The organism is Kitasatospora sp. NPDC023120 (assembly GCF_055560835.1).
In genome coordinates this window covers 245,765-260,842 of the sequence record NZ_JBVHHY010000012.1, presented here as the reverse complement: position 1 = coordinate 260,842, position 15,078 = coordinate 245,765, and the positions used below count along the sequence as shown (strand labels likewise).

The following is a 15,078-nucleotide window of genomic DNA, read 5'->3' as shown; positions in this document are numbered from 1 at the left end:
CATACGGACGATCACGAAGCAACAAGGAAAGCCTCTACCACGCGGCCATCGAGACCGCCCCCGACCGCCTCGCCACCCAGGCGGCAACCGCCGCCCGCGCCCTGCTACGCGCCTGCCACAGCGAAGAGGCCCGCATCGTACGGCAGTTGGCCTGCGCGCAGGCGGCACAGCTCCCCGACCTCGCGGCCGTCCGGCACAGCCGTGGGCCGGTCACCGAGCGGCCGCGTCGCGAGGCCGCTCGCGGTGAGCCCGCCAGGCCGCGAGCGCTTCGGTACGACTGCCTGCCGGATGCCCGGCATGCCAGTCACGCAGGAAGCGGTTGAGCTCGAACTGCGAGCCGATCTCCCGAGGCTGGGCAGCGGCCTGACGCGTAGCGTGCCAGTGGGCGACGGCGTCGGCCAGGGTGCGCCCCGCGCCTTCGGCGACGAACGCCCGCATGCAGGCGTCGAAGTGGAAGCCCGGGCCGATCTCGCGGCGGAAGAACTCACGCAACACCTGACTGCACCGCTGACCCTCGGGAATCACCGTGGACCCGTCCACCGGCGCGGTGAGCCCGCCCCCGGCGCGGCGAGCCCGCGGCCGCGCCGCCGGCGGCGCGACCCCGTCCAGCGCGGCCCTCAGCCGCTCCGTCAGCGCCGCTTTTCCACCACCCCGCGGCACCCCCAGCTCCCGGGCAAGCGCGATCAGTTCAGCCAGCGTCCAGTACCAGCGGGCCAACTCCTCCCCGCTCAACGCCGCACTCGGCACCGGTCGCACCTCGACACCCGAATTCGAACTCATGTTCCCCATGCTAGGGGCACTGCACTGCACCCGGCACTCCTCACAGACCCACAGCACGACAGGAAACCGACAGCCTCCGGTGAGAATCATCCCGACCGCGGAGGCTCAACGCCGGGATCCCGCCGAGATCGTGCGGACCCCGGGGACTTCCACGTCCACCAGCGGGGAGATCGCAGTTCCCGTGCTGGTTCAGGCTCGGCAGAGGCGAGGATGACCGGCGTAAATCGGGAGGCGTCGCAGGCGGTGATGCGGAACACTTCGCCGGGTGATCGTGATGCAGCCCGTCCTGGAGATCCGTGCCCGTGACGGCTTCGACCTCTGGCCTGTCGCCGAGATCGAGCCGACCGGTTTCCTGCCCCTCGGCGGCGGGCTCTCGCCCGCCGAGGTGGGGACGGCGGTGATGCGCATCGCCGGCTGCAACGACGTCGACCCCGACGACGACCGCCCGCCCCGGCCCGCCGACCCGCTGGGCTCCTTCCTTCACGGGCTGCTGACCTTCGACAGTCCCTTCGCACCCGGCGGACTGCGGGTCACCGACGACTCCAGCGGCATCGTGTTCCTGCCCGGCTGCTGCGACGGGTTGGAGGACTGGCGCGACTGGCACCGGTTCGCCGACCGGGGTGGCCTGCTCGGCTTCGGCCACGACCCCGTGTCGCCGATCGCGGAGCGCTTCGGCGACACCGTCCGGCTCACGGTCAACTGCGAGCAGAGCGACAGCCCGGTGATCGAACTGTCCGTCACCGAACTTCGCCGCCTGCTCGCCGGCGCCGAGCGCGACCTGACCGACTTCCTCATGCTGGCTGCCGACTGGGCTCGCCGACACCTGCCCGACCACCGCGGTCCCGTCACCACCGCCCTCGCCCGGGTCCTCGACCTGCCCGGGCCTGCCGGGCCGCCGAAGCAGTAGAACTGCGGGCCTGGTTCCGCCGACCAACGTAGACCGAGAGCCGTTCGGGTGCCGCGGCGCGGTGCCGCCGGCGGGCGACGAGGGAGTACTCGATCACGGCGAACTCACCGGAGGCGGCCGAGCGGACCAGCACGAACCGGTTCCGACCGGAACCGAGTGGCCGGATCTCCGTCGCCCGGCACCCCGGGCACCGACCACCCCGGGCACCGACCGTCCCCACGACGCCCCGTCCTGGCCCGAACCCTCCGGCATGCCCGCTCCCCCGAGTCGGCGGCATTTCGTGGCCACTCAGCGTAAGGCTGACAGAAATCCTTTGTACATGAGTGGAGTTGACGATCAACCAGGGATGATCAGACCCACTGGGGCCGGTGCGGGACGAGCGATGGCTGCGACAGGCGAACCGTTCTGTGGCAGCTGGTTATTCCCCTGGAGAGCGGCAATTTTCGGCCACCTTCGACGACCTACGTTCCGGGCCGCGCCGCCTCCCGGATCTGCCTCCGCCGACGCTCGGCCGGGGAATCCACTGGCCACGTGTCAGATCACCGGAAGTGAGGCTGGCCTAACCCGCGCCGCGACCGGATCGAAGGGCGCTGTCCACTTCGCGGTACCGGCCGGATCCGGTGCTCTGTCCGCTCCTTGACAGGTATTCACGGATCCGGTGAAGCTCATCGCGGTAACCGGCACGATTCCCATCGTTCTCCCGCTCCACTTCGGCCCTTTCCGCGAGGCGATCCCTCCGGCGGTGCCTTCGTCCGAGGAAGAGCGGCAGATGAGGGCGGGCGCAGGCTCCCGAATCGGTCCGGACCGTCGATCCGGACCACCGATCCGACCGTCGTATCCGGAGCCACATCCGGAGTCGATTTCCGTACCACGGCGCCGGATTCCCGGATCCCCCGACCCCGTCGCACCCCGGTCGGCCCGCCCCCCGAGGACCCATGCGCCACCCCGTCACCTCCGTACCACCGCACGGAAGGAACAGCCATGTCGCAGAGGACCTGGGACAACCAACCGCGCCCGGCCCGGCTGGAGGAGCGCCTGGACGACGACGTCGTCCGATGTCATCTCAGCCCCCGGAACTGCCGGATACGTCCCGGCCAGCACGGATTCTGCATGGTCCGGGCCAATCGGGACGGCCGTCTGGTGACGCTGAACTACGGGCGCTCCGTCCACGCCACCGAGGAGACCATCGAGACCGAGGCGGTGTTCCACTACGCGCCCGGCGCCCGGATCCTCTCCATGGGCAACGTCGGCTGCATGCTGAACTGCGACTACTGCCACAACTGGAAGACGTCGCAAGCGCGCCACGTGGAGGACAAGGACGTCTACCACTACACGCCCGAGGAAGTCGTGGACATCGCCGTCCGGCACGGCATCAAGGTCATCTCCTGGACCTACAACGACCCGGTGGTGTGGCACGAGTTCGTGGTCGAGACGGCGGCCCTCGCCAAGGCGGCCGGAATCGTCAACCTCTACAAGTCCGCGTTCTTCATCAGCGGCGAGGCGATCGAGGAACTGATCCCGGTCATCGACATCTTCTCGGTGTCGATCAAGTCCCTGGACCCGAAGTACTACCGGAAGATCACCAAGGGGTGGCTGGAACCGGTCCTGGAGGGCACCGAGCAGGTGTTCCGGGCCGGCAAGCACGTCGAGGTCTCCACGCTGATGGTCACCGACCTCAGCGACGACGAGACGACCGCCCGGGAGATGGCGACCTTCGTCGGCGAGCGGCTCAGCCCCGACGTACCCACGCACTTCGTGCGCTTCCACCCGGACTACAAGATGACCGACACCATCCGCACCCCGGTCGACCGGCTGGAACGGGCCCGCAAGATCGCCCTGGACATGGGGCTGAACCACGTCTACCTGGGAAACGTGTACGACACCGAGTCGACCAACACCTGGTGCCACCGGTGCGGCCAGCTCCAGATCACCCGGTACGGCCTCAACGCCGACCTGGTCGGCCTGGACGGGGACGGCGCCTGCGTCGGGTGCGGTGCCCGCGCCCCGATCGTCCTGCTGCCCGACGCCCGGTCGCGGACCCGGGTGCCGGAACTCCCCGCCGAGGGCCTGGACCTGGCCCGCTTCGACTGGCACGGCGACGTCCGCGCCCTGCACGTCCAGGTGCGCAACACCTCCGACGCGCCGGTGCGGGCCTACCACCGCCGCTACGGCGACCCGGCCGCGGATCAGTCGTGGCAGGTCATCGACCTGGCCCCGCAGGAGAGCTTCCGGTACATCGCCGCCAAGAGCACGGCGGGCGAGGTCGGCGTCCAGGTGGCCGTCCCCTCGCAGTGCACCTCCAGCCTCCACCAGGTCTTCGACCGCGCCCACTTCCCGACCGTGGAGGCCTCCGCCGGGACGCTGAACGAGGACGTCTCGCCGCTGCCCCTCTTCCAGCCCCGCACCAGGTCATGACGGGCCCCGCGCACGCGACGGGGCAGGGCGCGATGAGGCACGGAACCGACTACCGCGTCCTGCCGTTCAGCGACGACACCTCGGCCGTCCTGATCACCGGGAGCCACCGGCTGCTGCTCGCCCCGGCGGACACCGCCGAGCGGTTGGCGGCCGGCGTGGAGAACCTGCTGCTCGACGAGCGACGGGCGTGGGAGAGGCTGCAGGCCGGCGCCGAATCCGGCCGCGAGGCCAACCGCGTCCGCCTCCGGGAGGGCGCGCTGTCGGACGGCGCCGACTTCGCGGTCAACGTCAACCTGACGAACGTGTGCAACCTCGCCTGCACCTACTGCTTCGCCGAGGGCGGTGACTACGGCCGCATCACCGAGGCCATGGGCGAGCACTCGATCGCCTGGATCTTCGACTTCATCGACCGCTACGCCGCGCCCGGACAGCGGGTCCGCTTCGAGTTCTTCGGCGGGGAGCCGCTGGCCAACTTCGAGGTGATCCGCAGGATCTGCGAGCGCGCGCGGGACCTCACCGCACGCACGGGCACCGAGTTCGTCCACCGGATCTCGACCAACCTCACCCTGATGCCCCAGGGCATCGAGGAGCTCTTCCGGGACTACGGCTTCATCGTCTCGGTCTCGATCGACGGCGGCCGCGAGGTCCAGGACGCCAACCGCCCGTCCAAGAACGGGAAGGGGTCCTACGACCGGATCATCCGCAACCTGTTCCGGCTGCGCGAGGCCTGCGGCGACGACGTCACCCTGGTCGCGCGGATGACCATCGCGACCGCGGAGCCCAGCCTCACCGACAACGTGCTCGACCTCTGGAACCTCGACCTCTTCGACTACTTCCAGATCTATCCGGGCGTCTACCCCGTGGACCAGGGCACCACGGTGCCCATCGCCCTCACCCTGGGGGACCGCAAGCTCTCCGAGCCCAAGGGCATCCAGTACATCAACCACTTCCTCCAGCCCGGCATCGTGGAGCAGTTCAAGGACTTCCTGGTGCACTACCCGCGGCTGTTCGCCGCCGACAACCGGTTCAAGGGCGTGCTGGAGTACGAGCGCACGGTACAGATGATCACCGAGGGGTCGGCGGCGCTGGCGTTCTGCTCGGGCGGCCGGACGTACTACACCCACTCCCCCGACGGCAGCATCAGCCCCTGCCACCGCCTGGTCGGTGACCAGAGCTTCGACGTGGGCACCGGGGCCGAGGGCCTCACCCGGGACCACCCCGAGTGGCGGCGCACCGTCGACGAGCACCGGGTGTGCGGGGCCTGCTGGGCGCGCTACCTGTGCGGCGGGGGTTGCCGGCAGGAGAACCACGTGGCCTCCGGCGACGTGAACGAGCTCAACACCGAGTCCTGCCAGTACCAGCTGATGCTCGCCGAAGAGGTCGTCAAGATGCTGGCGAGGTCCGCGGCCGACTACCGCGAGCGGTCGCGGACGCGCTACGACGACCTCTTCGTCTCCTGCGGACGCCCCGTGGTCCCCAACGACCGCCCGGCCCTCGCCGCGGCCGCCGACGTCCGACCGTTCCAGGTCCTCTGCTGACGGGCTCCGGCCCCGGATCCGTCACCCACCACGCCAGGCCGGCCCCGACGAAGGAGCGACCGCAGATGGCCGAGAAGATCATCCGGCGGAACATCCACACCTATCCGTTCAAATACCGGCACCACGAGTACGACGAGTACTTCCGCCCCGAGAACGCGGTGCTGTACCTGCACGTCCCGTTCTGCATCACCAAGTGCGGATTCTGCGACTACACGGTCTACATCAACCGGAACGAGCAGCACTTCGCCCAGTACGTCGACGCGCTGGAGCGCGAGGTCCGCGCGTTCGCCGCCAATCGCGCCTTCCCCGCGTTCCGGGTCGACGCGGTGTACTTCGGCGGCGGCACGCCGGGCATCCTCACCGGCGACCAGACGGCACGGCTGCTGGACGTCTGCCGGGAGTCGTTCGAATTCAACGAAGGCGCGGAGATCGGCCTGGAATTCGACCCCTCGACGGTCGACGAGGCCAAGATCGCGCGCATGCGGGAGGCCGGCTTCACCCGGCTCAGCGTCGGCGTCCAGGCCTTCGACGACCGGCTGCTGGCGATCTGCAACCGCTCGCACGACCGCGCCACCGCGGAACGGGCCTTCCGCACCGTCGTCGACGGCGGATTCACCCACACCAACATCGACCTGATCTTCCCGCTCCCGGACCAGTCCGTGGACGACTGGAAGCGCAGCGTGGACCGCGCCATCGAACTCGAACCGGCCTGCATCACGGCCTACGGCCTGGAGATCTGGCCGAAGACGGCGTTCCACTCGCTCATCACGTCCGGCAGGATGGCGCTCCCCACGGCCCAGGACGAGCGGCGCATGTACGAGTACGCCATCGACGCCCTGGAGGCGGCGGGGTTCGTCCGGCGCAGCTCGACCGGCTACTTCCACCCCGACCGCTGCACCGACTACTCGCGCTTCCTGGAGTACTACTGGCGGACCTGGCCCATGATCGGATTCGGCGTCTCGTCGAAGAGCGTGATCCATGACCGGCTGTTCGTCAACGTCAAACCGCTGAAAAAGTACTACGAGATGGTGGAAGGCGGTCAGATCCCGCTGGATTTCGCCACCTACCTCACCAAGGAACAGGAGATGCGCCGCGTCATGATCCGCGGCCTCAAGATGTGCGAGGTCAACCGGCCGGATTTCCGGCAACGGTTCGGCGTCACCATGGAAACGGTCTTCGGACCGGAAATCGAGCAGCTCCTCGAGAAGGGCTGGCTGGAGCCGCGCGGTACGGACGTGTACGCCCTGACCAGGCTCGGCCAGTTGTTGTCGACCAATGTGTACGAGCTGTTCTACGCGCCCGAAGACCTGAGCCCGGCCGAAGGCGATGAGGTACGGTTCGGCATATCGGAACTCGTTGAATGACCTGATCGGCGGATGTTATGACGAGAGGGCAGAGCGAATTGTTGCGCACGTGCTCGCACCAGGACTCAGGTCGGATCGGAATGAATCCGGTGATCTGCGGGAGCGGACGATGAGCATCCTCCCCGCGTGGTTCGCCGGCCTCAGCCTCGGCTTCCTGGTCGCTCTGCCCCTCGGCCCCATCGGCCTGCTGTGCGTGCGCAGCGTCCTGCGCGACGGCTTCCCGACCGCCTGGGCGATCGGCCTGGGCGCGGCACTGGTGGACGTCACCTACGCCGGCCTGGGGCTGGCCGGCGTCGGCAGGCTGCTGGACGTCCCGGCGCTGCGGACGGGTCTGGGCCTGGCCGGGGCGGCGGTCCTGGTGTACATCGGCGCGCGCTCGCTGCGCTCCGCGTTCCAGGTGAAGGCGGCCGCCGAGGACGAGCGGAACCCGGAGGCGGTCCGCCCGCTGGCGGCGTTCCGTACCGCGCTGGCGGCCACCGCCTCCAACCCGGCGACGATCGGCTACTGGGCCGCCGCCTTCGCCGCGGCCACGGCGGCGAACGTCACCGGGACGCTGCCCGCCTCGGTCTCCATGCTCGTCGGCGTCGGCTGCGGCACGCTGCTGTGGTTCACCCTGCTGAGCACCGGCGCGCTGGTGTTCCGCCGACGGTTCAGCGCCCGGCTGCTGAAGGGAGTCGACCTCGTCGCCGGGGTCGGCGTCATCCTCTTCGGCGGCTACCTCGCCTATCAGTCGCTCGCCTGAGCCCGCCCGCCGCCTCCGGGGTGATCGCGGGCCGGGCGCCCGCTCCCCCGGAGGAACCCATGACCCCCCAGCACCCCCTCGGCACCGCACCGGACGGCAACCGGCGCCGGCCGGGCGAGTTACTGCCCAGGGCCCTGGTGTACCTGGCCGGCTGCCTGGCCTTCTCGCTGGGCGCCCACTGCTTCATCCAGTCGAACCTGGGCACCGATCCGCTCGACGTCTTCTCGCTCGGGGTGCTCAGGCACCTGCCGCTCACCATCGGGATCTGCCAGGCGGCCGTCGCGGTGGTGTGCATCGGGGCGTGGGCGGTGTGGAACCGCAAACGCCCGGTGGTCTCGCCCTTCGTGACCTTCTTCCTGTGCGGCAGCCTGATCGACCTCTTCCAACGGCTGCGGCCGGTGGCCTGGTTGGGGCTGCGGAGCTACCCGCTGATGCTGCTCGGCGCGCTTCTGTGCGCGTACGCGTCGGCGCTGATCATCATGAGCGGCTTCGGGATCCGGGCCATCGACCTGCTGGCGATCACCATCCGGCACCGCCGGACCTGGCCCTTCTGGTGCGCGAAGGGACTGATCGAGGGCGTGCTGCTGCTCTCCGGATGGCTGCTGGGCGGGCCGGTGGGCGTGGGCACGGTGGCCTTCCTGGTCTTCGTGGACCTGCTCATCGAACCCTTCGTACGGTTCAACCGGCGCTTCCTCGACATCCCTGACCACGGCTTCGCGGTCGCGCTGGCGGCGCCCTGAGCCGGGCGGCACCACCAACGACCGGGGTGTGCGCGCCGGTGGCGGCGACGCCCCCCGGCGTTCGCGACGCCGCCGGGCGCCGCGTGCAGGAGGCCCACTGCTCCCGCCCCGTTCCCTCGAACGTGTTGCGGAGATGTTGCGGCGGGCGTGGCACGGGCGCCGGGCGTAGTAGCGTCAGGGCGTGAAGTCGCGCGCACGGCGCGATCTTTGGACATCTGACGGACGGGGGTCGAGCGGTGGGAAGGGGTGGTGGGTGTGGGACGGGCACGCGTGGCAGCACGGGTGATCGAGCACCCTGGCGTGGAGGACGTGAGCGTCCAGCAGGTACTGGAGGCACTCGCTGACCCGGCACGCAGGTCGGTGGTACGGACCCTCGCACACGCAGTAGACGACCTGAGCTGCGGATCCTTCGACCTGCCCGTCGGACGCTCCACCTCCAGCCACCACTTCAGCGTGCTCCGCGAAGCCGGACTCCTACGCCAGTACTACGTCGGCACGACCAAGATGAACGCCCTACGCACCGAGGAACTCGAACGCCGCTTCCCCGGCCTGCTGTCCGCAGTGGTAGCCGCCGCGGACGCGGAGGCCCGAGACACCACGGACACCGCACCGGCCTGACGACACACGGCCCACCCCGACGGCACACCGGCCCCCTGCCCGGCACCCCGGCCGTGGTCCCAAGGCCTCTTCCCCTCCCCGAACCGACACCGGCCTCGGGCATCAGTGGTGGGCAGCTGCAGCGTCCGCGGCCGCATGTGCACGCAGACTGTCACCACGATCGTTTGCGGAGGCCGGCCATGGCGCGACCGAAGTACGGCGCGCTGTCCTCGGCGAGCTGCTCCAGGAAGCTGTTGAGGGTGTCGGCGACTTCGTGGAGGCAGCGGGCGCTGAAGAGGACCGGCTGGTAGCCGGAGATCTCGTACGGGGTGGCGAGCATCTCGTCGATGTCGAGCGGGCGGATGCGCGGCCGTGCCAGGCGCCGGATCTCGCCGCAGGAGGAGAGCAGGGCCGCACCGTAGGCCTTCGGCGTGCCGGCTTCGTCGAGGACGCCGTATTCCAGGGTGAACCAGTAGACGTCGCTGATCATCTGCAGGACGTCCGCGTCGTCGATGCGCTGGGCGGCACGTCCGATCAGGCGGTACAGGTCGGCGAAGTCCGGGCAGGACAGGTGGATACCGTGACCGAGGACGTCGTGGATGACGTCAGGCTCGGGCGTGTACAGCGGTAAGGCAGGGTGACGGACGAACTGGACGGCGTGGAAGTAGCCGTCGGCCATGGAGCCGAGGAACCGCTTGTTGGCGACCACGCCACCCGCGAGCGTGAACTCGAAACCCGTCATCCGCCGCAGCCGGGCGCCGACCTCGGCATGCTGGGGGATGCGGTCGGCGGGGATCGGTGCCCGCTGCCTGGCGTCGAGGACGGCGCGACAGGCGTGCTCGTCCTGGGCCGCCCACAGCGCCCGGTACACGGTTCGCCAGGTCCGTTCCTCGCTCTCGCTGTAGTCCACCGACGGCGCGGGGTCGCCCACCCGGTGGCCACGGGCCAGAGCGGCGACCGCCCGGCGCCGTCGCAGGTAGTGCGGGTCGCTGAGGCCGGGATGCTCCTCGGGCGGGCCGAGCCGGCCGTCGAACGACACGGGTGTCCGCCCTCGTGCTGTGCCCATGGAGAAGTGTGTTCCCCAGCAGTGCCGACTCATGCCGCGTGGCGCCAGAGCGGACCTGTCCGAGCGGATCGCCTCGTGGGGCAGGTCCGGAGCGGTCCAGAGCGGTCCGGAAAGCCCGAACCCGATGCGCATGAGGTGCCGACCCTGTCCGCGGCCGCTATGGACGCACCGCCGGCGAGGCCGCTTCCTGACGCGCCTTGGAAAAAAGTTCTGGGCCGATGTCGATCCGGCCACGTCAGGTTCGACGTCATGATGTGTGTGGCGTCTCGCCACATGATGACGCGACAGGACCTGACGAGGGAACACATGGATCAACTGCTGAGAGTCATGAACTTCAACGTCGCGAGTGACGGAATCGGTGCCGGTGAGCACCAGAGTCTCGCGCGGCCGTTCGGCCATGACCAGCCCGAGAGGCTGTTCGCCTGGGCCGGAGCCACGGCGAGCTGGCCCATGCGCACGGATCCCGGCGGGAGCCGGGGCCTCGACGACTACTTCACGCGGGACTTCGCGCGCAACATCGGTGCCGAGATCATGGGCCGCAACAAGTTCGGGCCCCAGCGAGGGCCCTGGCAGGACCATGAGTGGCGCGGCTGGTGGGGTGACGAGCCGCCGTTTCGCACTCCGGTGTTCGTCATGACTCACCACGAGCGTCCGTCGTTCACGCTCTCCGACACGACGTTCCACTTCGTCGGCGGCGATCCGGCCACGGTCCTCGAACGGGCGCGGGAAGCGGCGCAGGGCAAGGACGTTCGACTCGGCGGCGGGGTCACCACCATCCGGCAGTTCCTTGATGCCGACCTGGTCGACACCATGCATGTGGTGGTCTCGCCGGTGAAGCTCGGGTCCGGATTACGGCTCTGGGAGTCCCCCGATGAGCTGCTCGACCGGTTCCACCAGGAGGTCGTGCCCAGCCCGAGTGGCGTGACGCACCATCTGTTCTGGCGGAGGTGACGCGAGGGCCCACTCGAGTTCAGGCTGCAACGGCGAGAGGGCGTCCGCCCCGTCGGATGCCCTTCTCGCTGCGGATGCGGGCCTGCTCCTTGCGCTGGGCCGCGAGGACATCGGAGTGGCGGGCGTCGGCGTTGCGCCACCCCAGGTAAGCGTGCAGTGCGCGGGTCCGGACCGGGTGGTTCGAGTCGGCGAGCGTGAACTGCCGCAGCGGTCCGAAGTGGGCCTCGATCGGGTTCGCCCGGGAGGCGTCGTCGACGGGCGGGGCGCCGCCGAGGCCGCCAACGAGGCACGGTCCTTCGGCGCCGACCCGTCCGCCGCCGTCGACGAACTGGTGCGCATCCTGTTCGGACGGCTCGACCACTGGCAGGAGGCGATCGGCAAGCCCGGCCGAGCCGGCTCACCGCGCCGGCTCAGGACGGGCCGTTGCCCGAGTCGGTCGGCGGACAGCCAGCGTCGCGCCGTCAGTAGATCCAGCCGGTGTAGTGGGTGCCGCCGCTGCTGTTCTTCCCGCTCTCCGTCGAGTAGGAGCTGCCACGCAGAGGCGTGTCGCAGAACAACCACACGTCGCCGCTGTGCGCCTGGTAGTCGTTCCAGTCGCCACTGTTGGAACAGCCCCCGCCGCTCTGGAGCGTGAAGTACAGCCGCTCGTCCGTGCTCGCGCGGGAGGTGTCGACCGACCAGTGCAGGTAGCCGCCGGATCGGTCGGAGAACGTGTTCACGCACATGCTCACGGTCGCGCCGTGGGTGGTGCTGTAGTAGACGCAGGTCGTGTTCGCGCTCGCCGACCCGGCCCCTGCCACAAGGCCGGCACCGGCGAGGCCGAGTGCCGCCACGCCGGCCGCGAATCGCTTTCCGATGCTCATGCTGGTTCCCCTCCCGGCCTCCGACCGCCGGAGGCCCAGCAGAAGTGTGACCACTGGTCGGCGGGAGCGCAGCCTGCCTGCGCCAAGTGATAGTCGCAATTCCCGATAATCAGCACTTCGCTGAGATGGTGAGCGCTCCGATCTGCCCGACGTACACACATCTGAGGGGATTCACGCGTTCCGTCCGTCGCGGTCTCGAGTCAGCCGAGCGTGATGCCTCGCTCCCGGGCCAGGTCTTCCAGGCCGTACCGGGCCACGTGCTCGGCGTTGGCCGGATCGATCGTGCGGACGCCCTCGGTGGTCAGCCGCTCGTTGATCTCGTCCAGATGCTGTTGCACGAGCCGCTTCTCGGCGTCCGTGGTGCGCCCCTTGTGCGGTCGGCCGGCGTGCTCCAGGCTGGCGTAGTTGACGCGCTCCTTGGCTCCGACCGGCGCCGCGGCCTGGCTCGGGACGGTGCGGGCCACCTTCTTGGCGCCCCGCAGCACCTCGGCCATCGGGGTGGCGGAGGCCAGCCGGTCGAAGGCCTCGGCCTCCATGACGACCGTCTCCGGCTCGTCGGCGTCGGGGTAGTGCAGCTCGATCGTCACCAGGTCGAGCGCCAGTTCCTCCACCGCGGCCAGCTCGCTGCCGAGCGCCTCGATCTCGACCGGGCCGTCCTCCAGTTCGGGGTGCTGGCGCACCACGATGCGCACCAGGTCGCCATCGTTCTCCACGTGCGTACCGGTCAGGTCCGAGAACCGGATGATCTTCTGGCCCATGTCTGCCTCTCGTGACGGCTGTGATCAGGCGAAAGCCTACGCCCCGGTGATCAACGCGGCCGCACCGGTGGATCGCCGTCCGCCCGGGAGCGGGTCGGAAACCGGTGTACCGTTCAGTCATCGGCGTGCCGGTGCTCGCCGCCCAGACGACTGCCGAGGACACTGAACGCTGTGACTGACGTGCGCGAGATCCTGGACTACCAGACATTCGGGCGGGCGGTACGCGAACTCGCGCGGACGATCGCCGACGACGGGTACGAACCCGATCTGATCCTCAGCATCGCCCGCGGCGGTGTGTTCGTGGCGGGCGGTCTGGCGTACGCACTGGACTGCAAGAACCTCCACCTCGTGAATGTCGAGTTCTACACCGGCGTGGGCACCACTCTCGACATGCCCGTCATGCTGGCACCTGTCCCGCAGGCGATCGACTTCACCCGCAAGAAGGTCCTGATCGCCGACGACGTCGCCGACACGGGCAAGACGCTGAAGCTCGTGCACGACTTCTGCCTCGAACACGTCGCCGAGGTGCGCTCCGCCGTCATCTACGAGAAGTCGCACTCCCTCGTGCAGTGCGAGTACGTGTGGAAGAGGACCGACGACTGGATCGAATTCCCGTGGTCGACGGAAGGACCGGTCGTCAGGCGGCACGGCCAGGTGCTCGACGCCTGACGGGCGTTCCGCGCGGCCCGGGCCGGGTGACCGTCAGTCCTCGGCGGTGGCCGCCTCGAGGCCCCCCGCGCCGGAGGCGGGTTGTGCGGCGTCCGCGGGGGTGCCCGGGGTCTCGGGTGCGCGGCGCAGCAGGCTGAGCAGGCCGCCGACCGCCAGGGTGATCACCACGCCGATGGGGACCAGCCACTGGGCCGCGATGGCAGTGGGAACGGTCCCTGAGGCCGTGGTGACGTCGATCCTCACCTCGCGCACGAGGTAGGTCATCACGACGACGGTGGTCACGAAGGCGAGGACGGAGTCGGTCTCGTCGGCGCGCCGCACGAGGCGGCCGAGCAGGAAGGCGCCGAGCAGTGCGCCGTAGGTGTACCCGGCGATGGTCAGGCCGGTGAGGTAGACGTTGCCGGTGCTGGTGCTGAAGGCGCAGGCGAAGACCGCCATCAGCGCCGCCCACACCAGGGTCATCACGCGGGCGAGCTTGAGGACGAACTCCTCGGAGGGCGTGCTGCGGAAGAAGCTGTGGATGATGTCGGCGACCGTCGAGTTCGACATGGAGTTCAGGGCCGAGGACAGTGAGCCCATGGCGGCGCCGAGGATCCCGGCGACGAGCAGGCCGGAGACCACCACGGGCAGCCCGTGCAGGATGAAGTCGGGGTAGAGGTCGTCGGAGCTGCTCAGTCCGAGGGTCCTGAAGTCCGCGCCCCGGTTGTGGGCCCACAGCAGGGCGCCGACGAGGGAGAAGGCGGCGAACTGGAGGGTGACGAACACCCCGGAGGCGATCATCGCCTTCCGGCCGTCGACCAGGGTCTTGGTGGCGAGGATGCGCTGGACGATGAGCTGGTCGGAGCCGTGGCTGGCCATGGCGAAGACCGCGCCGCCGATGATCGCGGTCGGCAGGGCGAACGGGCTGGTGAGGACGTGGGCGAGGCCGAAGTCGGTGTCGAAGAGCCGGAACCGGCCGGCGTCCAGGGCGCGCCCGTAGCCGTCGGTGCCGACGTGGGCGGAGAGCACCGCGATGGTGAGGAGCGCGCCGCCGAGGTACAGGCCCATCTGGACGGCGTCGGTCCAGATGACGGCCTTGATGCCGCCGAGGTACGTGTAGACGACGGTGATCAGCGTGAGCACGATGATGATGGTGCGGTAGCCGGTGTGCACGCCGAACTCGCCGAGCAGCAGTCTGATCGGGATCGCGGAGGCGAACAGCCGCACGCCTTCGGCGAGGAGCCGGGTGAGCACGAAGGTCACCGAGGCGAGTCCCTGGAGCCTGAGGCCGAATCTGCTGCCCAGGTACTGGTAGGCGCTGACGAAGCCGCCGCGCTTGTACAGCGGGATGAGCGCGGCGGCCACGACGATGCGGCCGATGACGTAGCCCAGCGCGAGCTCGACGTTGCCGAAGCCCTGTCCGCCGTAGGCGCCGCCGGGCACGCTGATGACAGTCAGCACGCTGGTCTCGGTGGCAACGACGGAGAACGAGACGGTCCACCACGGCACATGGCCTTCACCGACGAAGTAGCCCTTCGACGTCGTCTGGCGCCCGGCCAGCCGCAGACCGATCACGGCGACGGCAACCAGGTAGACGACGAGTACGAGAAGGTCGAGTCGGCGCAATGCGCTCTCCTCCCAGACGGTGCCGGTGACGACCGCCCTCCGCGCGGGCGGTGGAGACCGGGCGCCCGCGCCGGAACGGCTCG

Annotated in this window: 14 protein-coding genes and 1 pseudogene; 9 read left to right on the top strand and 6 right to left on the bottom strand. The window is 69.6% G+C overall.

Features of this window, described 5'->3' with window-relative positions:
- Positions 1-210 precede the first annotated feature (210 nt).
- Positions 211-780 carry a DUF6434 domain-containing protein gene (locus ACZ3TI_RS20135; RefSeq protein ID WP_465727932.1) on the bottom strand — a complete coding sequence of 190 codons (570 nt, stop codon included), beginning with the start codon at positions 778-780 and terminating at the stop codon, positions 211-213.
- Between the two features lie 265 nt (positions 781-1,045).
- On the opposite strand from ACZ3TI_RS20135, the gene ACZ3TI_RS20130 reads away from it, so the two are divergent.
- The 7 genes from ACZ3TI_RS20130 (at position 1,046) to ACZ3TI_RS20100 (ending at position 9,104) form a co-directional block, all read left to right on the top strand.
- Positions 1,046-1,687 carry a hypothetical protein gene (locus ACZ3TI_RS20130; protein WP_465727930.1) on the top strand — a complete coding sequence of 214 codons (642 nt, stop codon included), beginning with the start codon at positions 1,046-1,048 and terminating at the stop codon, positions 1,685-1,687.
- 981 nt (positions 1,688-2,668) lie between these two features.
- On the top strand, positions 2,669-4,102 hold the full coding sequence (amrS, locus tag ACZ3TI_RS20125) for an AmmeMemoRadiSam system radical SAM enzyme (protein WP_465727928.1): 1,434 nt from the start codon (positions 2,669-2,671) through the stop codon (positions 4,100-4,102).
- 32 nt (positions 4,103-4,134) lie between these two features.
- Positions 4,135-5,640 (top strand): radical SAM protein, encoded by a 1,506-nt coding sequence (locus ACZ3TI_RS20120; protein WP_465727926.1) that lies wholly within the window; start codon positions 4,135-4,137, stop codon positions 5,638-5,640.
- A 65-nt stretch (positions 5,641-5,705) separates the two neighbouring features.
- Positions 5,706-7,004: a coproporphyrinogen-III oxidase family protein gene (locus tag ACZ3TI_RS20115; RefSeq protein WP_465727924.1), complete on the top strand. Its 1,299-nt coding sequence runs from the start codon at positions 5,706-5,708 to the stop codon at positions 7,002-7,004.
- A gap of 109 nt (positions 7,005-7,113) precedes the next feature.
- Positions 7,114-7,746 (top strand): LysE/ArgO family amino acid transporter, encoded by a 633-nt coding sequence (locus ACZ3TI_RS20110; RefSeq protein WP_465727922.1) that lies wholly within the window; start codon positions 7,114-7,116, stop codon positions 7,744-7,746.
- 59 nt (positions 7,747-7,805) lie between these two features.
- Positions 7,806-8,486 carry a YczE/YyaS/YitT family protein gene (locus ACZ3TI_RS20105; RefSeq protein ID WP_465727920.1) on the top strand — a complete coding sequence of 227 codons (681 nt, stop codon included), beginning with the start codon at positions 7,806-7,808 and terminating at the stop codon, positions 8,484-8,486.
- Positions 8,487-8,756: 270 nt separating this feature from the next.
- Positions 8,757-9,104 carry an ArsR/SmtB family transcription factor gene (locus tag ACZ3TI_RS20100; RefSeq protein ID WP_465727918.1) on the top strand — a complete coding sequence of 116 codons (348 nt, stop codon included), beginning with the start codon at positions 8,757-8,759 and terminating at the stop codon, positions 9,102-9,104.
- Positions 9,105-9,255: 151 nt separating this feature from the next.
- Here the strand turns inward: ACZ3TI_RS20100 and ACZ3TI_RS20095 are convergent, their stop codons facing one another.
- Positions 9,256-10,149 carry a phenylalanine 4-monooxygenase gene (locus ACZ3TI_RS20095; RefSeq protein ID WP_465727916.1) on the bottom strand — a complete coding sequence of 298 codons (894 nt, stop codon included), beginning with the start codon at positions 10,147-10,149 and terminating at the stop codon, positions 9,256-9,258.
- A 306-nt stretch (positions 10,150-10,455) separates the two neighbouring features.
- Here ACZ3TI_RS20095 and ACZ3TI_RS20090 point away from each other — a divergent pair, with 306 nt between their 5' ends.
- The gene (locus ACZ3TI_RS20090) at positions 10,456-11,100 is read left to right on the top strand and encodes a dihydrofolate reductase family protein (protein ID WP_465727914.1); all 645 of its coding nucleotides are present in this window, start codon (positions 10,456-10,458) and stop codon (positions 11,098-11,100) included.
- Positions 11,101-11,119: 19 nt separating this feature from the next.
- On the opposite strand, the pseudogene ACZ3TI_RS20085 reads toward ACZ3TI_RS20090, so the two are convergent.
- From ACZ3TI_RS20085 to ACZ3TI_RS20075, 3 genes and pseudogenes are all read right to left on the bottom strand, one after another.
- Positions 11,120-11,347: pseudogene (locus tag ACZ3TI_RS20085) on the bottom strand (IS630 family transposase); the annotation flags it as partial.
- A gap of 214 nt (positions 11,348-11,561) precedes the next feature.
- Complete coding sequence (locus ACZ3TI_RS20080; protein WP_465727912.1) at positions 11,562-11,963, bottom strand: hypothetical protein; 402 nt, start codon at positions 11,961-11,963, stop codon at positions 11,562-11,564.
- A gap of 200 nt (positions 11,964-12,163) precedes the next feature.
- The gene (locus tag ACZ3TI_RS20075) at positions 12,164-12,721 is read right to left on the bottom strand and encodes a hypothetical protein (RefSeq protein WP_465727910.1); all 558 of its coding nucleotides are present in this window, start codon (positions 12,719-12,721) and stop codon (positions 12,164-12,166) included.
- Positions 12,722-12,892: 171 nt separating this feature from the next.
- Here ACZ3TI_RS20075 and ACZ3TI_RS20070 point away from each other — a divergent pair, with 171 nt between their 5' ends.
- Positions 12,893-13,390, top strand: coding sequence for a phosphoribosyltransferase (locus tag ACZ3TI_RS20070; RefSeq protein WP_465727908.1), 498 nt, complete (start codon positions 12,893-12,895; stop codon positions 13,388-13,390).
- A 33-nt stretch (positions 13,391-13,423) separates the two neighbouring features.
- Here the strand turns inward: ACZ3TI_RS20070 and ACZ3TI_RS20065 are convergent, their stop codons facing one another.
- Positions 13,424-14,995, bottom strand: a complete 1,572-nt coding sequence (locus ACZ3TI_RS20065) for a sodium:solute symporter (RefSeq protein WP_465727906.1) — start codon at positions 14,993-14,995, stop codon at positions 13,424-13,426.
- Positions 14,996-15,078 lie beyond the last annotated feature (83 nt).